17 protein-coding genes are annotated in these 21,659 nt (G+C 71.2%); 7 read left to right on the top strand and 10 right to left on the bottom strand.

Annotated features, from left to right (window positions below; translation table 11 throughout):
- Positions 1-25: 25 nt before the first annotated feature.
- The 3 genes from AC559T_RS15460 to AC559T_RS15470 form a co-directional block, all read right to left on the bottom strand.
- Positions 26-1,255 carry a cytochrome P450 gene (locus AC559T_RS15460; protein WP_165938620.1) on the bottom strand — a complete coding sequence of 410 codons (1,230 nt, stop codon included), beginning with the start codon at positions 1,253-1,255 and terminating at the stop codon, positions 26-28.
- Positions 1,256-1,493: 238 nt separating this feature from the next.
- Positions 1,494-2,936 carry an aldehyde dehydrogenase family protein gene (locus AC559T_RS15465; RefSeq protein ID WP_498869227.1) on the bottom strand — a complete coding sequence of 481 codons (1,443 nt, stop codon included), beginning with the start codon at positions 2,934-2,936 and terminating at the stop codon, positions 1,494-1,496.
- 479 nt (positions 2,937-3,415) lie between these two features.
- Positions 3,416-4,144, bottom strand: a complete 729-nt coding sequence (locus AC559T_RS15470) for a TetR/AcrR family transcriptional regulator (RefSeq protein ID WP_112105727.1) — start codon at positions 4,142-4,144, stop codon at positions 3,416-3,418.
- A 1,246-nt stretch (positions 4,145-5,390) separates the two neighbouring features.
- Between AC559T_RS15470 and AC559T_RS15475 the strand changes: the two genes are divergently transcribed.
- From AC559T_RS15475 to AC559T_RS15500, 6 genes are all read left to right on the top strand, one after another.
- The gene (locus AC559T_RS15475; RefSeq protein WP_498869188.1) at positions 5,391-6,719 is read left to right on the top strand and encodes an ABC transporter substrate-binding protein; all 1,329 of its coding nucleotides are present in this window, start codon (positions 5,391-5,393) and stop codon (positions 6,717-6,719) included.
- A gap of 137 nt (positions 6,720-6,856) precedes the next feature.
- On the top strand, positions 6,857-7,657 hold the full coding sequence (locus AC559T_RS15480) for an ABC transporter ATP-binding protein (protein WP_498869189.1): 801 nt from the start codon (positions 6,857-6,859) through the stop codon (positions 7,655-7,657).
- A 34-nt stretch (positions 7,658-7,691) separates the two neighbouring features.
- On the top strand, positions 7,692-10,529 hold the full coding sequence (locus tag AC559T_RS15485; protein WP_498869190.1) for an ABC transporter permease subunit: 2,838 nt from the start codon (positions 7,692-7,694) through the stop codon (positions 10,527-10,529).
- Complete coding sequence (locus tag AC559T_RS15490) at positions 10,526-11,461, top strand: zinc-dependent alcohol dehydrogenase (RefSeq protein WP_131626043.1); 936 nt, start codon at positions 10,526-10,528, stop codon at positions 11,459-11,461. The genes AC559T_RS15485 and AC559T_RS15490 overlap by 4 nt, the downstream gene beginning before the upstream one ends.
- Positions 11,462-11,534: 73 nt before the next feature.
- Positions 11,535-12,086: a VOC family protein gene (locus AC559T_RS15495; RefSeq protein ID WP_112105722.1), complete on the top strand. Its 552-nt coding sequence runs from the start codon at positions 11,535-11,537 to the stop codon at positions 12,084-12,086.
- A gap of 114 nt (positions 12,087-12,200) precedes the next feature.
- Positions 12,201-13,058 carry an SDR family oxidoreductase gene (locus tag AC559T_RS15500; RefSeq protein WP_498869191.1) on the top strand — a complete coding sequence of 286 codons (858 nt, stop codon included), beginning with the start codon at positions 12,201-12,203 and terminating at the stop codon, positions 13,056-13,058.
- Positions 13,059-13,179: 121 nt separating this feature from the next.
- On the opposite strand, the gene AC559T_RS15505 is transcribed toward AC559T_RS15500, so the two are convergent.
- A complete protein-coding gene (locus AC559T_RS15505) occupies positions 13,180-13,350 on the bottom strand; it encodes a hypothetical protein (RefSeq protein WP_498869192.1) in 171 nt (56 codons plus the stop codon).
- A 10-nt stretch (positions 13,351-13,360) separates the two neighbouring features.
- Between AC559T_RS15505 and AC559T_RS15510 the strand changes: the two genes are divergently transcribed.
- Positions 13,361-14,812 carry a DEAD/DEAH box helicase gene (locus AC559T_RS15510; RefSeq protein ID WP_498869193.1) on the top strand — a complete coding sequence of 484 codons (1,452 nt, stop codon included), beginning with the start codon at positions 13,361-13,363 and terminating at the stop codon, positions 14,810-14,812.
- A 146-nt stretch (positions 14,813-14,958) separates the two neighbouring features.
- Here the strand turns inward: AC559T_RS15510 and AC559T_RS15515 are convergent, their stop codons facing one another.
- The 6 genes from AC559T_RS15515 to AC559T_RS15540 all read right to left on the bottom strand — a co-directional run bounded on the left by AC559T_RS15515 (position 14,959) and on the right by AC559T_RS15540 (position 21,658).
- On the bottom strand, positions 14,959-16,149 hold the full coding sequence (locus tag AC559T_RS15515) for an amidohydrolase family protein (RefSeq protein WP_498869228.1): 1,191 nt from the start codon (positions 16,147-16,149) through the stop codon (positions 14,959-14,961).
- Positions 16,150-16,267: 118 nt separating this feature from the next.
- Positions 16,268-17,278, bottom strand: a complete 1,011-nt coding sequence (gene dmpG / locus AC559T_RS15520) for a 4-hydroxy-2-oxovalerate aldolase (protein WP_112105719.1) — start codon at positions 17,276-17,278, stop codon at positions 16,268-16,270.
- Positions 17,275-18,201: an acetaldehyde dehydrogenase (acetylating) gene (locus AC559T_RS15525; protein WP_248830792.1), complete on the bottom strand. Its 927-nt coding sequence runs from the start codon at positions 18,199-18,201 to the stop codon at positions 17,275-17,277. The genes dmpG and AC559T_RS15525 overlap by 4 nt, the downstream gene beginning before the upstream one ends.
- Positions 18,202-18,205: 4 nt before the next feature.
- The gene (locus AC559T_RS15530) at positions 18,206-19,018 is read right to left on the bottom strand and encodes a 2-keto-4-pentenoate hydratase (protein ID WP_498869194.1); all 813 of its coding nucleotides are present in this window, start codon (positions 19,016-19,018) and stop codon (positions 18,206-18,208) included.
- 50 nt (positions 19,019-19,068) lie between these two features.
- On the bottom strand, positions 19,069-19,983 hold the full coding sequence (locus AC559T_RS15535; protein ID WP_498869195.1) for a 3-carboxyethylcatechol 2,3-dioxygenase: 915 nt from the start codon (positions 19,981-19,983) through the stop codon (positions 19,069-19,071).
- The gene (locus AC559T_RS15540) at positions 19,928-21,658 is read right to left on the bottom strand and encodes a bifunctional 3-(3-hydroxy-phenyl)propionate/3-hydroxycinnamic acid hydroxylase (RefSeq protein ID WP_112105716.1); all 1,731 of its coding nucleotides are present in this window, start codon (positions 21,656-21,658) and stop codon (positions 19,928-19,930) included. Before AC559T_RS15540 ends, AC559T_RS15535 begins: the two co-directional genes overlap by 56 nt.
- Position 21,659 lies beyond the last annotated feature (1 nt).

The following is a 21,659-nucleotide window of genomic DNA, read 5'->3' on the forward strand; positions in this document are numbered from 1 at the left end:
AGGACTCTGACGCCGAAACGGTCGGTCAGCCGATGCGGACGGGCATCTTCTCCCAGCCCCGCACGGTCGAGGTGCGAGCCTGGACCGCGTTGTCCCAGTCGACCTCCCAGTCGGGAAAGCGCTGGAGCACCTCGTCCAGCGCCACCCGGCCCTCGAGGCGGGCCAGTGCGGCACCGAGGCAGTGGTGGATGCCGTAGCCGAAGCCGAGATGGCGACCCACGGAGCGGTGAATGTCGAAACGGTCAGGATCGGGGAAACGGCGCTCGTCCCGGTTGGCGGAGCCGTTCAGAAGAAGAACGACACTGCCCGCGGGTATCGTCCGGCCGTGCAGTTCCACCTCGCGCTCGATGTACCGTGCCTGTACCGGGGAGGGCGCTTCGTACCGCAGCACCTCCTCCACCGCGTTGGGAATCAGCGATCGATCCGCGGCGAGTTCGCGGCGCTGGTCCGCGTGTTCACCGAGGAGCTTCCCGACCCAACCGACGAGCCGTGCCGTCGTCTCGTTCCCGGCACCGGCCAGCAGGTTGATGTAGGCGATCACCTCATCGCGGGTCAGCGTGCGGACGGTCCCGGTCTCGTCCTCGAACTCCGCATTCATGAGTTCCGTCATGAGATCGTCCGAAGGATGTTCCGCCCGCCATTCGATGTAGTCGACGAACGCGCCGTCGATGCCGATGTCCGGTGGCCTCGGGTTATCCGGGTCCTCGATACGAAGATTGTCGTCGAAGAGGCTTCTGATCGCCTCCTGGTCCTCCTCCGGAATACCCAGGAGATAGCCGATCGTGCGCATCGCCATGTGCGTACCGAGGTCTCCGATGAAATCGAAGCCAGCGGTGCCGACAAACGGGTCGAGGGAACGCCCGCAGAATTCACGGACCTTCGACTCGAGGGCGTTCATCTTCTTCGGCGTGAACACACGGGCCATGACACCGCGGTGGGCGTGGTGCACGGGAGGATCCTCGAAGAGGATGTTCCCGGGTGGTATGGGGACGTTCGCCTTGATGATCTCCAGGAGGGTGCCCCGCCCGGACAGGAAGGTACCCCATTCACTCAGGGCGCGCTCGACGTCCTCGAAGCGGCTCAGCGCGTAGAAGTCGTGCTTCTCGTTGTAGTAGAGCGGCGCCTCGTCGCGCATCCGCCGCCACACCGGGTAGGGGTCGGCGTCGATCTGGAAGTCGTAAGGGTCATAGTAGACGTCACCTAAATGGCTGGCGAGTGACACGGTTACCCCTTCACTGGGACGTACGGCTTTCATGAATGCCTCGCGCCTCGACGTCATCCGCGGGGGTCGTCGTCACGGTGTCCGTCCGGGCACGCCGCCGGCGGCGGACCGTGCGGTTCCGGCCCTGCCGAGCGTGCCGGTGGGCCGCAGGTCGCGTACCGAAGCGGGAAAGGAGAGTGCGGCGGTTACCGTCGCCGCCGGTGGGTGCCGGTGGTGCCGGCGTCATGACTCCACCAGCAGCACCGGCACCTGCGGGATCCGCGGGCCGCGACTAGGCCTTCGGCCAGGCGAGGGACTTGGTCTCCAGGTACTGCTCGAATCCCAGCGTGCCGTTCTGCCGGCCGATCCCGCTGTGCTTGTAGCCCCCGAAGGGCAGGTCGGCGCCGTAGGGCGTGCCGCCGTTGACGCACATTCCCCCGGTGCGCACCCGGCGGGCCACAGCGAGTGACCGTTCCAGGGATCCGGAGAAGACACCGCCGCTGAGTCCGTACACACTCTCGTTGGCGATCCGGACGGCATCGTCGTCATCGTCGAACGGGATCACCACGAGAACCGGCCCGAAGATCTCTTCCCGGGCGATCGTCATCGAGTTGTCCACATCGGTGAACAAGGTGGGCTCGACGTACCAGCCGGTGGGCAGGTGCTCGGGCCGACCGCCACCGAGCGCGAGCGTGGCGCCCTCCGCCACCCCCTTCTCGATGTAGCCGAGCACGCGAGCCCGCTGCTTGGCCGAGATCAGCGGGCCCATCATCACGTCCGGGCGCTGCGGATCGCCGTAGGGCACTGCCGCGAAGGCGGCCTTCAGCACCTCGACGCCCTCGGCGTAGCGCGACCGCGGCAACAGCATCCGGGTCTGGACGGCGCAGCCCTGACCGGCGTGGTAACACACCCCCAGGCCGGCCATGAGCGCGCTCGGGAGATCCGCGTCGTCGAGGACGATCGTCGCGGACTTGCCGCCGAGCTCGAGGAACACCCGCTTCATCGTCGCGGCGCCCTTCGCCATGATGCGCTGCCCGACGGTGGTCGATCCGGTGAAGGAGATGAGGTCGACCTGCGGAGAGAGCGTCAGCTCCTCCCCCACCAGGTGGTCCGAGGAGGTGACGACATTGACCACGCCGGGCGGGATGTCCGTACGCTCGGCCACCAGCCGACCGATGCGGGTGGCGTTCCAAGGGGTGTCCGGAGCGGGCTTGAGCACCACCGTGTTCCCGGTGGCGAGGATCTGGCCGAGCTTGTTGAGCGCCACCTCGAAGGGGAAGTTCCACGGCACGATGGCGCCGACCACACCGGCCGGCTCCTTCCGGACCCGCCGCCGGTTGAGCACGCCCATCGCCATGCCGTCCGGGAGATCCGACTCCCAGGGGAACTCGTCGATCAGCTTCGCCGGGTAACGAAGCGCGCTCTCCAAAGGATCATCAAGCTGTGGACCGCCGGTCACCATCCGTGGGCAGCCGACTTCGAGGATGAGCTCCTCGCGCAGCTCCTCCCGCTCGCTTTCCAGCGCGTCCTGCAGCTGTTCGAGGCAACGCTTGCGGAAGGCATGGTTCGTCGACCAGTCGGTGGTGTCGAACGCGCGGCGGGCGGCCGCGATCGCCCGCCGCATCTCCGCCGTGGAGGCGTCCGCCACCTGCCCTAATAACTGTTCGGTCGCGGGGTTGATGTTGTCGAATCGCTTGCCCGAGTCGGCTTCGACGAGCTCGCCGTCCACAAGCATCCTGGACTCGGACCTGACATCGGTCACCGCGGTCACGGTGATCTCCTCTCGCCCGCAGGCAGAAGTACGCCCTGGTGTAGCGGAAGTACGCCGGTAAGTGGTGGTGGGTGGTAGGCGTGACGGTGGAGTCCGCATCCCGCGCCCCGCCTCTCCCACACTCTTCACAACAGGAGCTGGACGACGTTCTGTCCGCCACCGGGAGCAGCGCTCACGCCTGGTCAGACCGCCACGTCAGGTTCTCGGCGACGCCGCCCGAGGAGATACCTGTGCGGGCGTGACGTCGCGGGTGGGTTGTGGTCCGTATCCGCCCGGGGACGCGAGGCGGGTGCCGTCTGGTGGTGCGGGAGAGCGGGTGATCTGGTCTCGACACCGAGTCGCGTGCGGTGTCGACATCGGATCGCGGGAACGGTCCCCCGCTGGTGTCGTTGGTTGGAGTCCGCTGATCAGCCGGGACGCCGGTCGCGCCGGGACAGGGCGTACTAGCCGCTGTCGTCGCGCCGGCGGCGCTTCTTGGGGTCACGAAGTTGCAGCGCATTGATGAAGATCTTGGTGATCTGGTCGACGGCGACATCGAAGTCGTATCTGGAGCCGTCCTGCATGAGTGACTGTTCGGCGAACCGCAGTGTCATCGTGGCGAGTGCGTCGGTCGCGATGACCGGGTCCAGGGTCGCGTCCGCCAGGCCGCGCCGCTGGAGCTGCGTGATCGAGGCGGCCATCTCCTCGCAGTGCCGCTGGTAGAGCTCGGTCCAGAGGGCGCTGATCGGCTCGTTGTACCGCGCCACCTGCTCGATGACGTTCATGATCCGCGCTTCTTTGCGGTGTGCCTCGAAACGGATCCGGATCGCCTTCGTGAGGCGCTCCCGCGGTGTGGCGGTGGAAGAAGGATCAAGGATGACGTCCATCCCCGAATTGAGAGCATGATCTATGGCGGTGACCACCTCCCGGAGGATGTCCTCCTTCGAGTCGAAGTAGTGGTAGAAGGCGCTGTGGGTCAGGCCGGCACGCTCGCCGATGTCGGAGACCCGCGCGTCGTGGAAGCCCTTCTCCTCAAAGACGGTCTTCGCGGCCTCCACCAGTCGGGCCCTTGTCTCGGCCCCGCGGCGTGAGCGCGGCAGGTCGTCGTCCCAGCGCTGTGTCCTGAGCTGACTGTCGGCGCCGGAGCTCCAGACCGGTTCCGCCGCCGGCTTCGGCTGGGGAACTGCTGTCATCGGTACTCCTCCAGGGCCATCGGGTTGGTGCACTGCGAGTGCCAGGTCCGGCGACGTAGTCGAACCCCACGCCCGCATCCGCCTCGGGCCAGGGTGTGCGGGCGGGCTTCGGTCGGCGCCCGCCGGCACCCGCTCACCTTCGGCATCTCCATCACCACTCACCTGTTCACGGGGTCCCGGTCTGCCGCCGCTGCGCGCGGTCGTCGGGCCGGTGCCCCTCGCCGGCCTGCCGACGAGCCCGTTGCACCAAAACTGACATGATCCTGAAAAAAAATCGACGATCATGTCTGGAAAGTTGACGATAATGTAGACGCTCTCCGGGCGGACAGCAAGCACCTTCCGAACGGTCGCAGGCGGTCGACCGATGGCAACCAGCCCGCCTACCAGGCGTGGAACAGCAAGCCTTGCCGACGGACGGGCCGCGGGCGGGACGGACGGACCGGGCCACGGGGCCGCCGATCGATCAACCCCGCACCGGCACGCGGTCGCACACCGCAGCACGCGGACACAGGCCACCCGGACCCGCCCTCCCCGGACGAGGACGGCTGCCCCGGACGGGGACCGCGGCCCCGGACGCGGACCCGCGACAGGCGGGCAGCCGACTCGTCCGCACCGGCCTGCGCCAGGTCCCGCACAGCGAGCCCTCCGGTACCCCCTCCTCTCCTGGGGACGGGAATGCGCGGAATAACCAACCGAAAGCGGCATTTCCGGGAGAAGCCGGCAAGGCGGGCGACAGGCGGAGACCGGCCACGCACACATCTGCGCAAGGCGACTGATCGGCCGCCCAGAGTCACAACCACCGGCCCCTTGACTTCCGGATCGGAAAATGTAAGCCTTCCCACACGTTCCGGCCGAACCGACAGGCAGTCGCGCCGGCGCGGTCCAGTAATTGTTCACCTGCCGGCTGACGCCGACAGGTGGAACTGCCGCGTACTGGACCGCAGCCGACCTGTCGCGGCCACTTCAGCCACCACAGACCGTCGGCGGCCGTATTCACAATCGCCGCCACGGGACGCTTCGCCGCAGTGCGTTCTATTTGGCGTCACCGGGATTCCAACCGACCGGCGGGCAGTATCAGCCGCTCGTTCAACTTCACTTCCGCAGGCGCGGTCCGGCGCGCCGCGGATTTCGGCTGCGCCGAAGAGGCCGTCGTCGCGGAAAGCGCCGCGACGGCCGGGCCGCCCGCGCAGCGACTACCCAGAGGAAGGTCGTCCAAGAAATGAATCCGAGGAAAGGCCTCTTACCTGTGGTGCTGGCGGCGGCGCTCGCCCTGGTGGCCGCCTGCGGGAGCGGCGGGGACGGCGGCGACACCAGCGCGGCGGCACCGGGCACGGACGCCGGGACGACGGCGACACTCTCGCGCTCCTCCGCGACGCAGCCCGCCACCTGGAAGACCCTCCCGGTATCGGGCAGCCTGCCCTGCTCCGGCCCCTCGCCCGACCCGACCCGGGGTATCACCCCCACCAGTATCAAGGTCGGCGGGATCGGCACCCTCAGCGGCGGCGGGACCTCCACCTACCAGGAGACGGACCTCGGCGCACAGGCCCGGTTCGCCCGGGAGAACGCCGCGGGCGGCGTGTTCGGCCGCACGATCGACTACAGCGGCATGCTCGACGACGCGCAGAACGCCCAGCAGAACGCCGACGCCGGGAAGAAGCTGGCCGAGAACGAGAAGGTCTTCGCCGCGGCGCCGGTGATGACCACGATGGCGGGCTACGTCGACGCGCTGTGCGAGAACGTGGTGCCGGCGTTCGGCTGGTCGATCAACAGCGGGTTCTGCGGCCGGGCGAACACCTTCGGCTTCACCGGCTGCCTGCTGCCGGACAAGTACAACTCGATCCAGGTCGGCCCGTACGTCGAGCTGCTGTCCAAGAGCTCGGACAAGAGCGTCGTCATGCTCGGTGTCGACAACGCCTCGGCCAAGCAGGGCGTCGCCGACACCAAGGACGCCCTGGAACGGGCCGGGCTGGACGTCGTCATGACGAACACCACCCTGCAGTACGGGCAGCCGCCCTCGGACCCGTCCTCGCTGGTCCGGCAGATCATGACCGCCAACCACGGCAAGCCGCCGGCGCTCGTCTACCACGTCACCGACTTCGTGAACGTGACCGCGCTGGCCCAGACGCTGACCGCCGCCGGCTACCAGGGCATCCAGACCAGCTCGGTGGGCTACGACCCGCGGCTGACCGGCCTGGAGGCTCTGGACAAGACCTACACGGCCGTCCAGTGGCTGCCGTTCGAGGAGACCGGCAACCCGACGGTGCGCCAGATGACCGACGACATCAACAAGTACGGCAAGGGCGCCAAGCTGTCGCTGACCTCGGCGATGGGGTGGCTCTCCGCCGACATGCTGATCTCCGGTCTCAAGGCGACCGGCAAGGATCTCACCGTCGACAAGTTCCTGAGCACAATGAACAGCCCGGACTATCACTACGGTGACGGCATCTTCAGTGGTCAGACGACGTGGCCGGAGAATCATTTCTACGGCGCGCCCTGCAGTGCCTCCACTCAGTTGAAGGACGGCCACTACTCGCTCGCCGTCCCGCTCGTCTGCAACAACCCCTACACCAACTAGACCGGCACCCGTGCGAAGCGGGCGGAGGGCGGAACCACATCCCTCCGCCCGCGGAGGGAGTCCCAGTCCGCACGGGGGCCGGTCTGTCCCCCGCTTCCTGGACCGTTACGGGCCCGCAGGGGCGGAAAGGAGTGGGTGTGGTTGCGACCAGCACCGACAGCAGCGTCGCCGGGGTGACCACGGAACCGGCACTGGAGGTCCGCCACGTCACCAAGCGCTACGGCGGGCTGACCGCCATCAGTGATGTGTCCCTGCGGGTGGACCCCGGCGAGGTCTGTGGCTTCATCGGCCCGAACGGCGCCGGCAAGACCACCCTGTTCGACATCATCTCGGGCCTGACGCCGCCCACGTCGGGCGCCGTGCGCCTCGATGGAGTGGACGTCACCCGGCAGCTCCCGGAACGCCGCGCGCGTTCCGGCGTGCGTCGTACCTTCCAACGCGCGCAGCTGTACAGCCGCCTCTCGGTGGAGGACAACGTCCTGACCGCCATGGAATGGCGCGGCGGCGGGGGCGGGCTGCTCGCCGACCTGTTCGCCGCGCCCGGGCGGCGGCGGCGCGAGGCCGAGCGGCGGGAGCACGCGCTGTCGGTGCTCGCCGCCTGCGGGCTGGCCGACCTGCGACACAAGCCCGCCGGTGCGCTGCCGATCGGCCAGGCCCGGCTGGTGGAGCTGGCGCGGGCGATCGCCGACCGGCCCCGGCTGCTGCTGCTCGACGAGCCGACGTCGGGGCTGTCCGCGCACGAGACGGAGCTCTTCGGCGAGCAGATCCAGCGTCTGCGGACGGCCGGCGTGGCGGTCGTCCTCGTCGAGCACGACGTCGGTTTCGTCATGGGCCAGTCGGACCGGGTCGTGGTTCTGAACCTCGGCTCCGTCCTGGCCGAGGGCACACCGGACGAGATTCAGGCACACCCCGCCGTCCGAGCCGCCTACCTGGGCTGACCGCCAGACCGGATCTCCATCGAAGGGCCACACAATGGAGGAGTTCCTCAATCTCATCGTCGGCGGCGCCGTCGCCGGCGGTCTCTACGCCATCCTGGCGGCCGGCGTGGTCCTGACCTATCAGACGTCGGGCATCTTCAACTTCGCGCACGGTGCAGTCGCCTTCGCCACCGCCTATCTGTTCGTACAACTCAATGTCACCGCCGGCGTGCCGGTCGTCCCCGCGGCGATCATTTCCATTCTTGTCTTCGCGCCGCTGTTGGGCCTGTTACTGGACAGGCTGGTCTACCGGCGGCTCGCGCACGCCCCGGTGGCCGTGAAGATCGTGGTGCCGATCGGGCTGCTGATCGCGGTGCCCGGGCTCTGCCTGTTCATCTCCAGCCGGCTGAACCTGTGGTTCCACCTGGACATCGCCGGCATCGAGGATCTGTTCCTGATCCCCGGTCTGGGGCCGACCCCGAAGAAGACGTGGACGCTCGGCGGGGTGCTGCTGGACAGCAACCAGATCGCCGTCTTCGGTGCCGCGGTGCTCACCGCCGTCGGTCTGTGGGTCCTGCTGCAGCGCACCCGGCTCGGGCTCCAGATGCGGGCCGTGGTGGACCGGCGGAGCCTGGCCGCCCTGCGCGGCATCGATCCCGACCGGACCTCCGCCGTGTCGTGGATGCTGGGCAGCTTCCTCGCCGGGCTCGCCGGCGTACTGGTCGCCCCGATCTTCACGCTCAACACCCCGGTGTTCACCACGGTCGTGCTCATCTCGACGCCCGCCGTCGTGTTCGCCCGGTTCCGCTCGATGCCCCTCGCGCTCGCCGGCGGCCTGCTGATCGGCGTCATACAGAACCTCGTCGTCGGCTACGCCGACTTCGCCCAGAACATCTCCGGGTTCAGCACGTCGGTGCCGTTCATCCTGCTGCTCGGCCTGCTGTTCGTGTTCGCCGTGGACCGCAGCCGGCGGGCCGGCGCGCACGCCGACGACGACCCGCCGCAGCCGTCCTACGGGACGGAGTCGAAGCGGCGCAAGGTCATCGCGTGGACGGTGTGGAGCGTCGTCGTCCTCGTCTTCGCGCTGTTCGTGGCGGACGAGTACTGGCAGTCACTCATCATCCGCGGGCTGGCGCTGTCGCTGGTGCTGCTCTCCTTCACGGTCGTGACCGGAGTCGGCGGGATGGTCAGCCTCGCGCAGGCCGCGTTCGTGACCGCCGCCGGCATCACCGCCGGCTGGGCGGTCAGCCACCACTGGCCGTTCGCGGTCGCGCTGATCCTGGGCACGGCGGTCGCCACCGCGATGGGCGTGCTGGTGTCGCTGCCCGCCCGGCGGCTCGGCGGACTGCCCCTGGCGCTGGCGACCCTGGCCCTGGCGTACCTCTGCCAGAACCTGTTCTTCCAGCTCAGCGGCGTGAGCCGGAACGACTTCGGCGGCTGGGTGCTCCGCCCGCCCGCCCTCGGACCGGTGGACCTCGCCGACCCCCGCTCAATGATCATTTTCCTGGCGGTCGTGCTGGGCCTCGCTCTTCTCCTGGTCAGCAACCTGATCCGGTCGAGCTCCGGCCGGGCGATGGCCGCGCTGCGCTCCACGGAGCCGGGCGCGGTGACCATCGGCATCTCGGCGGGCCGCACGAAGACCGCGGTGTTCGCCCTGTCCGCGGCCATCGCCGGCTTCGGCGGGGTGCTGCTCGCGAGTTCGTCCGGGCGCATCACCCACCTCGACTATCCGGTCGAGACGGGCCTGTTCTGGCTCGCCACGGTCGTGCTGTTCGGGGTGCGCCGCCCGGCCGCGGCCGTGATCGCCGGGCTGAGCGCCGCCGTCAGCCCCGAGATCCTCAGCCACGTCGCGGAGACGTCCTACCTGCCGCAGGTGCTCTCCGGCCTGGCCGCGATCAACCTGGCGCAGAACTCCGACGGCATCCTCGCGCTCACCGCGCAGCAGCGGTTCGAGCGTCGCCGCAGGCGGGAGCAGCGGGCGCTGCGCCGGGAGGCCGCCGCCACGGCGGCGACCCCGGTCAGCACCACCCCGAACAGCACCACCCCGAACAGCGTGACCCCGGTCAGCGCGCCGGACACCGAGGCCTCGGACGGTGCCTCGACCGTGCTCGAGCTGCGTGACGTGCACGCCGCCTACGGCGCCGTGGAGGTGCTGCACGGGGTCAGCCTGACGCTGCGGGCCGGCGAGGTGCTCGCCCTCATCGGGGCCAACGGGGCCGGCAAGTCGACGATCTGCGGGGTGGTCACCGGCGGCGTCCCGGTGACGCAGGGCACCGTGCGGCTCGGCGGCCAGGACGTCACCGGGCTGCCACCGCACCGCAGAGTCCGGCACGGCGCCTTCCTCATCCCCGAGGGCCGCGGCATCTTCCCGGCCCTGACCGTGGACGAGAACCTCTCCCTGTGGCTCCCGTCGGCCGATGACCGGGACGCCGCCTACCGCCGTTTCGCGGTGCTCGGCCGACGCCGCGGCCAGCTCGCCGGATCCCTGTCCGGCGGCGAGCAGCAGATGCTGGCCCTGGCGCCGGCGCTGGTGAAGCCCCCCGCCGTCCTGATCGTGGACGAGCCCTCGCTCGGCCTGGCCCCCCTCGTCGTCGCCGAGGTCTACGCCGCCCTGGAGGAACTGCGGGCCACCGGGACCGCGATCCTGCTGGTCGAGGAGAAGGCCCACGACGTGGTCGCGCTCGCCGACACCATCGCCTTCATGGCCGTCGGCCGGGTGGCCTGGGCGCAGCGGACCGCCGATGTCGACGCGGACCTGCTGGTGCAGTCCTACCTCGGGATCAGTGACACGCCGGCCGGGCACTCCGGGTCACCGGCAGCCCTGGCCGGCAGCACGACCGGCCCCAGCACGACCGGCCCCGCCGTCCCGCAACCCGCGAAGGAGCGTTCATGAAAGCCGTACGTGCAGCCGAAGGCGGCGTGCAGCTCGTCGACCTCGACGAGCCGCCCGGCACCGGCGAGGTCCTGCAGGTCCGCTCGGCGAGCATCTGCAGCTCCGACCTGATCTACATCAGCCAGGGCAGCCGCCACATCCTCGGCCACGAGCTGGCGGGCGTGCGCGCGGACGGCAGCGCCTACATCGTCGAGGCGCTCTTCGGCTGTATGGAATGCGAGCAGTGCCTGAACGGCAACTACAACCGCTGTCCCACCCACGGCGAGCGGGCGCTCGGCTTCAGTGCCGACGGCGGCATGGCCGAGCAGTTCCGCGTGCCCACGGCCCGATTAGTCCCGCTGCCGGCCGGCCTCGACGTGCGCGACGCCTCCATCGTCGAGCCGGCGTCGGTGTCCTGGCACGGCGTCCGGATCTCCGGCGCCGCCCCCGGAGCCCGGGTCGCCGTCGTCGGCGCGGGCGCGCTGGGCCTGCTCGCCGTCGCCGCCGCCCGCCGGCAGGGCATCACCGACATCGCCATCGAGGCGCGCTATCCGCACCAGATCGAGGCCGCCGAGCGCCTCGGCGCCAGCGGCCCGCCCAAGGGCGAGTACGACGTCATCATCGAGGCGGCGGGAAGCCCGGCCAGCCTCGCCCGCGCGGTGGAGCTGCTGGCGCCCGGCGGCACCGTCGTCGCCATCGGGGTCTACATGGGCACCATCGAGGTCGACTGGCTCAGTGTCTTCCTCCGCGAGGGCCGCCTGTTGTCCTCCCTCGGCTACTGCCGCCACGGCGGCGGCCGCGAGATGGATGACGCCGCGGCCATGCTCGCCGAGGACCCCGAGATCGCGCGCACCCTCATCACCCACCGCTTCCCGCTCGAGGAGGCCGAGGAGGCGTTCCGGGTGGCGAGCGACCGGAAGTCGGGCGCCATCCGGGTCGTGCTGGAGCCATGAGACGGCACGCCCGGTCCCCCCGGCGCGCCGGGAACGGCCCGTCCCGCACGTCCGTCTACGCAGAGGAGCACCGATGACCCCGACCTCGGAGGTGGCCGCCCGGCCGGCCGTCCTGCCCGGCGCCGCCCGCCAGATCGGCTACATCGTCCGCGACATCGATCAGGCCGTGCGCAGCTGGCTGGAGCTGGGAGTAGGCCCCTGGTACGTCCTGCGCGGACAGACGCAGACCGGCCTCTACCGGGGCCGGTCCTGCTCGGCCCCGCTGTCCATCGCCTTCAGCAACACCGGTGACCTGCAGGTCGAACTGATCTGCCAGGAGGACGACACCCCGAGCATCTACACCGAGTTCCTGCACGCGGGGCACGAGGGGTTCCACCAGCTGGCCTGGTGGACCGACGACTTCGACGCCACCATGCGGTCCGTGGCGGCCGCCGGGTGGCCCGTCGTGTGGTCCGGTGACGGCGATGGCGCGGCTCGCTACGCCTACGTCGAGCCGCCGGCCGGGCCCGCGACCATCGTCGAGATCATGGAGGTCACGGCCGCCACGGACGGCATCGCCACGCTGGTCCGCCAGGCCGCGCAGGACTGGGACGGCAGCGATCCGATCCGCACGCTCAGCGTGTAGGCCGCCCGCCGACGTGCGCGGGCCCGGTCCGGGAGCACCCGGCCGGCGCCCCGCCGTCGGCGGTCCTCGCACCACGCTTCGAGCGGTCACCTCGCACAAGGGAGTGGAGAAGCCTTGACCAGGAATGGCACCCGGGCCGCCGGGACGGTGGGCATCGTGACCGGTGCCGGTCGCGGCATGGGCCTGGCCTGCGCGCAGCGCCTCGACGGCACGGTCGACGCGTTGCTGCTCGTCGACCGGGACGAGTCGGTGACGGCGCTGGCGAAGCGGTGGCCGGCGAGCACGACCACCGTCGAGGCGTTCGTCCTCGACGTCACCGACCGGGAGGGACTGGACCGGCTCGCGGCACGGGCCGGCGAGCTCGGCACGCTGCGCGCCGTCGCGCACGCCGCGGGCATCTCACCGACCATGGCCGACTGGCGCCGCATCTTCGCCGTCGACCTCGTCGGGACGGCGCTGCTCGCGGCGGCCCTGCGCCCGCTCACCACCGCCGGGACGGCGCTGGTGTGCTTCGCCTCCATGGCGCCGTACCTGCAGATCAGCGAGGCCGACCCGGCCGCCGACGCCGTGCTGGACGACCCGCTCGACGAGAACTTCCTCGACCGCCTGCACGAGGCCCTCGGGCCCGTCGTCGAGGACCCCGGCATGGCCTACTCGTGGGCCAAGCGCGGGGTGCAGCGCTTCGCCCGCCAGGAGGCGGTGCGGGTCGGTCCGCTCGGCGGGCGCGTCTGCTCCCTCTCCCCGGGGATCATCGACACTCCGCAGGGCCGGCAGGAGGCCGAGACCCACACGGTCATGCAGACCCTGGTGGACCAGACTCCGCTCGGCCGCATCGGGCAGGCGCAGGACGTCGCCGACGTCGTCGCCTTCCTGCTGTCCGACAGCGCCCGCTTCGTGACCGGCGTCGACATCCTCGTGGACGGCGGCATCTGCGCCGCGCTGAGCGGGTCGACGGCCGCCGCCACCCAGTAGGGCTTTGTTGGGTGCGACGCACCCTGGGTGGGGCCCACCGCTGGCGCGGCCACCAGCGACGGCCCGTTGCCCGCCGACGACCTCACCGCACTGGTGGGCACCGATGCGGCGCACGGACCGGCTATGCTGGCTCCATCAGCTCGTCGAGCTCCTGCCGCGAGTTGTCCGCGCGTCGTAGCACCCGCTTCTCAGCATCGGGCCTCCGCTCCGCGCGTAACCGGCCGAGATCCTCGGATCCCCGGTTGTCGGCGGGACACCCGCACAGATAGAGATTCTTCTTGTCTTCGTTCACCGATCTTGGCGTGCCTGCGCGCCTGACCGATGTTCTCACCCGTCTCACCATCGAGACCCCCACCCCCATCCAGCGGGCGACGCTGCCGGACGCGCTCGCCGGACGTGACGTCCTCGGCCGCGGCCGCACGGGGTCCGGCAAGACGCTCGCGTTCCTCCTGCCCGTGGTCGCGCGGCTGTCCGGCGGGCCCCGGGCCCGGGCCGGGGCTCCGCGCGCGCTGGTTCTGGCGCCCACCCGCGAGCTCGCCGCGCAGATCGACACGGCGCTGCGACCGCTGGCCGCCGCGGCCGGCCTCACCTCGTGCACCGTGTTCGGCGGCGTCGGTCAGGAACCGCAGGTGGCCGCGATCCGGCGGGGTGTCGACATCGTCGTGGCCTGCCCCGGCCGGCTGGAGGATCTCCTCGCGCAGGGGCGCTGCTCGCTGGCCCAGGTGAAGATCGTCGTGTTGGACGAGGCCGACCACATGGCCGATCTGGGGTTCCTGCCCGCGGTGCGCCGGCTGATCGGCCAGACCGCGGCCGGTGGGCAGCGCATGCTGTTCTCGGCGACCCTGGACAAGGCCATCGACACCCTGGTGCGCCAGTACCTCAGCAGGCCCGCGGTACACGAGGCCGACTCCGCCCAGTCCCCGGTGGGCACGATGGCGCACCATCTGCTGCACGTCGAGCGGGACAGCCGGCTTCCCGTGCTCGTCGACCTGTCCAGCGCCCCGGGCCGCGCGGTCGTGTTCACCCGCACGAAGCACGGCGCCAAGGCTCTGGCCCGCCAGCTCAACCGCGCCGGCGTGCGCGCGGTCGAGCTGCACGGCAACCTCAGCCAGAACGCCCGTACCCGCAACCTCGACGACTTCCACACCGGCCGGGCCTCGGCGCTGGTCGCCACGGACATCGCCGCCCGCGGCATCCATGTCGACAACGTGGCACTCGTGATCCACGCCGATCCACCGGCCGACCACAAGGCATACCTGCACCGTTCCGGGCGCACCGCGCGTGCCGGCAACAGGGGCACCGTCATCACCCTGGCGACCACGGAGCAGATCCGTGAGGTCACGCAACTGGCCCGCGCCGCCGGCATCAGGCCGACGACCACCCGGGTCGCCTCCGCCGCTCACCCGATACTCGCCACGCTCGCCCCCGGCGCCCGGTCGCTCAGCAGCCCCGTGGTCGCGGCACAGGCGGAGACCAGGAGCACTCCAGCCCAGCGCCGGCCGGTCGGTGAAGACCGCGGCACCGAGCCGACGCCTCGAACGGGCAGACGGCGTGGACGCCGCCCCGCCGGCAACCACGGCGGCCGCGCCGCCGACCACGGCCGCCGCGCCGGGCGGTCCACGGCGTCCCGATCGCCCGCGGTCACGGCTCGTACCAGCTCACCCGAGCACGAGGCCGGCCCGTCACCCGCGAAGCGGTCCAGCTCGCGACCGACCCACAGCGCCGCGGCGTTCAGCGCACGCCGCGCCCGCTGACCGGACCCGGTCACACCCACACACCCTGAGCCCGGGTCCGCTCGGGCGGCGTCCTCGCAGGGCGGCGCTCCCACCCCGGTGGGCGCGCCGCCCTGCGAGGTGTCCCGGGGACGGGTCCGTGATCCGTCCCCGGGGAGCCGGTCCGGCTAGGCCGGGACCGAGATGTTCATCAGCCGGGCGAGGTTGCCGCCCATGATCTTGCGGGTGGTCGCCTCGGGCAGGTGCCTGAGCTCGTCGAGGTAGGTCAGCGGGCTCGCAAGCCCCTCGGGATGCGGGTAGTCGGAGCCGAACAGCACCCGGTCCTCCCCGATGAGCTCGGCGAGCGCGCCCAGGTCCTCCTCCCAGAACGGGCTGATGTTGATGTTCCGCTTGATGACCTCGATCGGGTCCTCCGCGAAGTCCTGCGGCAGCTTCTTGTAGAGGTCCCTGATGGACAGCAGCAGCGGTGCGACCCAGCTGCTGCCGTTCTCGACCACGGCGATCTTCAGCCGGGGGAACCGGGACAGCGCGCCGTGGCAGACCAGCGCCGCCACCGCGTCCTCCACCGGGCGCCAGGCCTGCAGCATCCGGAACGCGCTGGGCTTGAACGGCAGCATCTCGGAGCTGGTGCCCGTCCAGTCGCTGTAGTAGCGGTCGTAACCGCTGTCCGACGAGTGCAGCGCGACCAGGATGTCGGCCTCCTGCACCCGCTCCCAGAACGGGTCGAACTCCGGCAGCCCGAACGAGCGCGCGCCGCGCAGGCCGGGCACCGGTGCCGGACGGATGAGGATCACCCGGGCACCCCGCTCCAGCACCCACTCCAGTTCCTCGATCGCCTTCTCCACGATCGGCAGGGAGATCACCGGGGTGGTGAAGATGCGGTCGAGGCCCTCGTAGTTGAACTGCCAGGTCTCGTACAGCCACTCGTTGAGCGAGTGGATGACGGCATGGACCAGGTCCGGGTCGTCCCGCATCCGCTCCTCGATGAGGCTGGCCAGCGTCGGGAACATCAGGGTGCGGTCCAGGCCCTGCTCGTCCATGAGTTTCAGCCGGGCGGCCGGCTCCCGCCAGGCGTCGATGCAGCGCACCGGCGCGCCGAAGATCTCCCGGTAGGACTTGCCCTCGGGGTTGCCGTGCCGGTAGTAGTCCTCCTGCGCGCCCGGGCGGGCGACCACGTCGAAGGTCGGGTTCGGGATGTAGTCGCTGATCTGCCCCCGGACCACGATCTTCGTCCGGCCGTGGACGTCGACGTAGTCGACGGCGCCCTTGTAGCGGGCCGGGAGAAACTTCGTCAGCGCGTCCTTGGTCTCGTACAGGTGGTTGTCGGCGTCGAACACCGGGATGTCGTTGGTGGGCATCATGGCCTCCTCGGGCACACGAAAAGCAGCATGTGGGGGCACGACACAGGGGATAAGGAAGAGCGGAGGCGGCGCGGCGACGAACCCGCCCTGCGGGCATCCGCCCGTTGTCGCGGGCCTACTTGGGCTGTATCGCCAGGGCGATGTCGACGAGCATGTCCTCCTGGCCGCCGACCAGCTTTCGCCGGCCCGCCTCGATCAGGATGCTGCGGGCGTCCACGCCGTAGGTCTCGGCGGCTATTTCGGCGTGCCGGAGGAAACTGGAGTACACGCCCGCGAAGCCGAGCGTGAGCGTCTCGCGGTCGACCCGGACCGGACGGTCCTGCAACGGCCGGACCAGGTCCTCGGCCGCGTCCTCCAGCGCGAGCAGGTCGCAGTCGAGATCCCAGCCCAGCAGCAGCGCGACCGCGACGAACGGCTCGATCGGGCAGTTGCCGGCGCCGGCTCCCTGGCCGGCGAGCGACGCGTCGACGCGGTAGGCGCCCTCCTCGACCGCGGCGAACGAGTTGGCGACCGACAGCGAGAGGTTCTCGTGCGCGTGGATGCCGATCTGGGTGTCCGGGCTGAGGACGTCGCGGTAGGCACGGACCCGCTCGCGCACGCGGTCGGTGGTCAGCCGGCCGCCCGAGTCGGTGACGTAGACACAGTGCGCCCCGTACGACTCCATCAGCTTGGCCTGGGCGGCCAGCTCGGCCGGCTCGGCCATGTGGCTCATCATCAGGAAGCCGGAGACGTCCATGCCGAGCTCGCGCGCCGCGGCGATGTGCTGGGCGGCGACGTCCGCCTCGGTGCAGTGCGTCGCGACGCGGACCGAGCCGACCCCCATCGCGTGCGCGCGGCGCAGCTCGGCGATCGTGCCCACGCCCGGCAGCAGCAGCGTGGTGATGGTCGCCTGCGAGGCGTTGGTGACCGCCGCCTCGATCCACTCCCAGTTCGTGTGGCTGCCGGGGCCGTACGTCAGACTGGAGCCGGCCAGCCCGTCACCGTGGGTGACCTCGATCGCCCGGACGCCCGCCTTGTCGAGAGCGGCCACGATGGCGCCGACCCGCTCCGGGTCGACCCGGTGCCGGATGGCGTGCATGCCGTCCCGCAGGGTGACGTCCTGCAGATAGATGTTCGGCCCGCTCATGCCGTCACCTCGGATCCGGCGATGCGCTCGGCGACCCGTACGGCCGCCGACGTCATGATGTCCAGGTTGCCGGCGTAGGCCGGCAGGTAGTGGGCGGCGCCCTCCACCTCGAGGAACACGCTCACCTTCCAGCGGACGTCGACCGTGTCGTCCGGCAGGAGAATGCGCATCTCGGCCGGGTCCACGGGAGTGAACTGCACGTCCTGCTTCAGGCGGTAGCCGGGCACATAGGCGGCGACGTCCGCGATCATCCGGTGGATCGATTCGGTGACCGCGTCCCGGTCGACGTCGCCGACCAGGCAGAGCACGGTGTCCCGCATGATGAGCGGCGGCTCGGCCGGATTCAGGATGATGATGGCCTTGCCGCGCCGCGCGCCGCCCACCGACTCCAGCGCGTGCGCCGTCGTCTCGGTGAACTCGTCGATGTTGGCGCGGGTGCCGGGCCCGGCCGATTTCGACGCCACCGTGGCGACGATCTCCGCGTAGGCCACCGGGGTGACGCGTGAGATCGCCGCGACGATCGGGACGGTGGCCTGCCCGCCGCAGGTCGTCATGTTGACGTTGGGGGCGCTCAGGTGCTCGTCGAGGTTGACCGCCGGCACGACGAACGGCCCGAGGGCCGCCGGGGTGAGGTCGATCAGCCGCCGGCCGTAGGGGGCCAGCGCCGCCGCGTTCGCGCGGTGGGCGTTGGCGCTCGTCGCGTCGAGCACGATGCCGGCCTGTTCGAACTCGGGCATCGCCAGGAGACCGGCCACACCGTCGGACGTCGTGGCGACGCCCAGCCGCCTGGCGCGGGCGAGGCCGTCGGACTCCGGGTCGATCCCCACCATGGCCGCCACGCTCAGCGACTCGGACCTTCGCTTGATCTTGATCAGGAGGTCGGTACCGATGTTCCCCGACCCGATGATCGCCACCTGCTGCACGGTTTCAGCCTTCCTTCTCGAACGTCGCCGTCACCGGGCCCAGGGGGCCGACCTCGGCTTGGATCACGTCGCCGGGCTCGATGGGGGCCAGCGGACCGAGCGCCCCGGAAAGGACGATGTCGCCGCCCCGGAGCGGATCCCCGAAGTCCAGTGCCGTGCGCGCGAGCCACGCCAGCGCGCTGAGCGGGTCGCCGAGGCACGCCCGCCCCGTCCCGGTGCTGGCCGTCACGCCGTTGCGCAGCATCCGCATCGACACGTCGGCCGGAGTGAACTCGTCCAGGGTGAGATGCCGGTCGCCCAGCACGAAGACGCCGCTGGAGGCGTTGTCCGCCACCGTGTCGGTGATGCGGATCCGCCAGTCCGCGACCCGGCTGTCGACGACCTCGATCGCCGCGACCGCGCTGCCGACCGCCGCCCGGACGGCGGCGGGCTGCGGGTCGACGATGTCCGCGGCGAGGATGAAGGCGATCTCGGCCTCGGCCCGGGGCTGCAGCAGCCGACCGAACGGCACCGTGGCGCCCGAGGCGTAGCTCATGTCGTCGAAGAGCACGCCGAAGTCGGGCCGGTCCACGCCGACCTGGCGTTGGACGGCCGGCGAGGTGAGACCGATCTTGCGGCCGACGACCCGCGCGCCGCGGGCCACCCGCAGCGCGGTGAGCGCCGACTGCACCGCGTAGGCGGCGTCGATGTCGCTCGGGCCGATCAGGTCGGCGACCGGCGCGCACGGAACGTGCTCGACGGCCGCCCGGTCGAGCCGCGCGACGGCGGCCTCGATCGCCTCACGGCCCACGCCGCCAGTCACAACGCTGCCAGTCACACGGCACCTCGGAATCGTCGGGGCGAGCACCGCCCGCGGGTGGACGGGCCTCATCGCGGGAAGGCCGTCCGCACGGCGAAGCCGGCGATCAGCTCGGGCGCGGGCCGGTAGTAGCTGGTCCGCACCCGGTACGGCCCCGCCGCGGCGAGCGCGGCGAACGCGGCGACCCAGGTGCGGATCTCGTGCGCGGAGTTGCCGCCCTCCCGGGTGATCCCGTCGTTGGTCCACCCGTCCAGCTCGGCCAGCCGGCCCTGGTCGAGGACGTCGAGCACGCGCCGGTCCCACTCGGGGTTGAGCGGTCGCAGGTCGGCCGTACCGCGGGCGAAGCTCGCCGCCGCCTCGATCACCGCGCTCTGCCGGGCCTGCCGCTCCCCGGCGGTCGGCGGCCGGCCGTGCACGATGCGTTCGAGCACCTCCGGCGGGCTGGCCAGGTTCGGGACGGGCGGGTCGTGCGAGAGTCCGCCCGACCCCAGCACGAGCACCCGCCGGTCGAGGCCGGCCAGGTAGCGGCCGATCGCGGCCCCCAGCAGCCGGGCCCGCCGCAGCGGCGCCAGCGGGACCGCCACGGAGTTGACGAAGACCGGGACCACCGGACGGGCCGCGATGTCGCCGAAGAGTGCCGCCAGCGGCTGCACCGTGCCGTGGTCGACGTCCATGCCGGTCGAGACGGCCACGTCGACGTCGGCCGCCCAGGCCGCCTCCGCGAGGCCGTAGGCGAGCTCGGCGGGGACGTCGAGCTCGCCGCTCTGCGTCCCGTAGTCGCCGACACCGCGCGCCGCGGTGCCGACGCAGAACGGCGGCATGAGCCGGTAGAAGAAGCCGTTGTAGTGGTCCGGGGCGAACAGGACGACCAGGTCCGGGTCGTACTCGCGCACCACGTCCCGGGCGGCGGCGAGCGCCGTGCCGACGTCAGCCAGGAGAGACGGCGGCGGGCCGGGCAGGCCGAGCAGCGGGCTGTGTGACATGCAGCAGAGGGCGAGCGCCATCCTCGGCTCCCGGGGTGAGGGACAGCGCGCCGGTGAGCGACGCGGCCAGTTCGGATGTCAGCTGAGCGACGCAGGCGCCGGACACACACCGGTCGGGCCGCAGGAAGAGCACGGACTCCTCGTGCGCGTCGAACCAGGACTTGAGCGCGCCGGTCCGGTCCCCGACCACCACGACGTCCGGGTGGTCCTGGTCCGCCCAGTGCAGCTGGGTGACCGGCCGCAACGCGACGAAGGTCGCGCCGAGCGCCTTCCACCTCGCGAACGTCTCGGGGCCGAGCAGCTCGTACGGGTCGTTGTTCCAGCACAGCACGGCGAACCAGGGCCCGAGCACGTCGTCGAGCCGGACGTTCTCGCGCTCGCGGGTGTCGACCCGCGGCTGGATGAACAGGGTCCCGACCGGCGAGTTCGCCCGGATCGGCTCCGTGTGCACGACCGCGCCCTCGACGTACCGCGGCATCGGTTTGAACCGCATCTCCACGACGTACTGCTTGAGCGCGGGCACGGCGGAGGCCGTCCGGGCGATCCAGTCCCGCACGGTGGCGACCCGCCGGTTGGTCGGGGAGATGATGCGCCCGACGGTCGTCGACAGGTCGATCATCGCCTGGGCGTGCCGGCGGCGCTCGACGTCGTAGGTGTCGAGCAGGGCGTCGCCGGCGAGGCCGTTCGCCACCGCGGCGAGCTTCCAGCCGAGGTTGGCCGCGTCCCGGATGCCGCTGTTGTAGCCCTGGCCCTGCCAGACCGGCATCAGGTGGGCGGCGTCGCCGGCGATCAGGACCCGCCCGGCGCGGAAGGAACCGGCGATCCGCGAGTGGTGCGTGTACACCCGGCGCCGGATGATGTTGACGCGGTCCGGGCGCGGGACGAACCGGGCGAGCATCGTGGCGATGAACTCCGGGTCCTCCGCCGCCTCGTCGGCCTCGTCCGCGTGCAGCATGAACTCGAACCGGCGGATGCCGTGCGCGATGGACACCGACACGTAGGGGCGCGCCGGGTCCGCGCCGACGTCCACGTTGGGCCGGCCGAGCGGGTCGGGGCGGATGTCGACCACGAGCCAGCGCGTCGGCGACGTCGTGCCCTCGAACGACACCCCCATGAGCTGCCGGGTGGCGCTGCGCCCGCCGTCGCAGCCGACGACGTGGCCGGCCGTGACGGTCGAGGGGCCGGCGGGCCCGGACAGCCCCACCGTCACCCCGTCGGCGGTCTGCTCCAGCGACTCCATCCGGTGGCCCCAGCGGACCTCGACGTGCTCGTACCGCCGCAGGCCCGCCAGCAGCTCGGCGTCCGCCAGTGGCTGGACGAAGCCGTTGCGCTTCGGCCAGCCGAACGGCTGGCTGGTCGGCGCGATCTCGGCGAGCACGCGCTGCTTCGCGTCGACGAACCGCATCACCTGGTTGGGGTTCGTGTGCGGCAGGATCCGGTCGACCAGGCCCGTGCTCTGGAAGGTGCGCAGCGACTCGTCGTCCAGGCCGACCCCGCGCGGGTAGTCGATCAGCGTCTCCCGCTCCTCGACCACCAGGGTGCGCACGCCGTAGCCGCCGAGCAGGTTCGCGAGCGTCAGCCCCACCGGGCCGGCCCCGATCAGCACGACGGCCGGCGCGGCGGCGACGGCTCCGGGCCCGGCGGCTGGTCCGGTACCGGGGAGGTCCGCGGCCATG

Origin of the sequence: Frankia sp. Hr75.2 (assembly GCF_949319125.1) — a bacterium.
In the GTDB taxonomy this organism is placed as follows: Bacteria; Actinomycetota; Actinomycetes; order Frankiales; family Frankiaceae; genus Parafrankia; species Parafrankia soli.

Excerpts from the sequence above, each read along its gene's own strand:
- AC559T_RS15460 (WP_165938620.1), bottom strand. The coding sequence starts at position 1,255 with ATGAAAGCCGTACGTCCCAGTGAAGGGGTAACCGTGTCACTCGCCAGC.
- AC559T_RS15465 (WP_498869227.1), bottom strand. The coding sequence starts at position 2,936 with ATGCTTGTGGACGGCGAGCTCGTCGAAGCCGACTCGGGCAAGCGATTC.
- AC559T_RS15470 (WP_112105727.1), bottom strand. The coding sequence starts at position 4,144 with ATGACAGCAGTTCCCCAGCCGAAGCCGGCGGCGGAACCGGTCTGGAGC.
- AC559T_RS15485 (WP_498869190.1), top strand. The coding sequence starts at position 7,692 with ATGGAGGAGTTCCTCAATCTCATCGTCGGCGGCGCCGTCGCCGGCGGT.
- AC559T_RS15490 (WP_131626043.1), top strand. The coding sequence starts at position 10,526 with ATGAAAGCCGTACGTGCAGCCGAAGGCGGCGTGCAGCTCGTCGACCTC.
- AC559T_RS15495 (WP_112105722.1), top strand. The coding sequence starts at position 11,535 with ATGACCCCGACCTCGGAGGTGGCCGCCCGGCCGGCCGTCCTGCCCGGC.
- AC559T_RS15515 (WP_498869228.1), bottom strand. The coding sequence starts at position 16,149 with ATGCCCACCAACGACATCCCGGTGTTCGACGCCGACAACCACCTGTAC.
- dmpG (WP_112105719.1), bottom strand. The coding sequence starts at position 17,278 with ATGAGCGGGCCGAACATCTATCTGCAGGACGTCACCCTGCGGGACGGC.
- AC559T_RS15535 (WP_498869195.1), bottom strand. The coding sequence starts at position 19,983 with ATGTCACACAGCCCGCTGCTCGGCCTGCCCGGCCCGCCGCCGTCTCTC.
- AC559T_RS15540 (WP_112105716.1), bottom strand. The coding sequence starts at position 21,658 with ATGGCCGCGGACCTCCCCGGTACCGGACCAGCCGCCGGGCCCGGAGCC.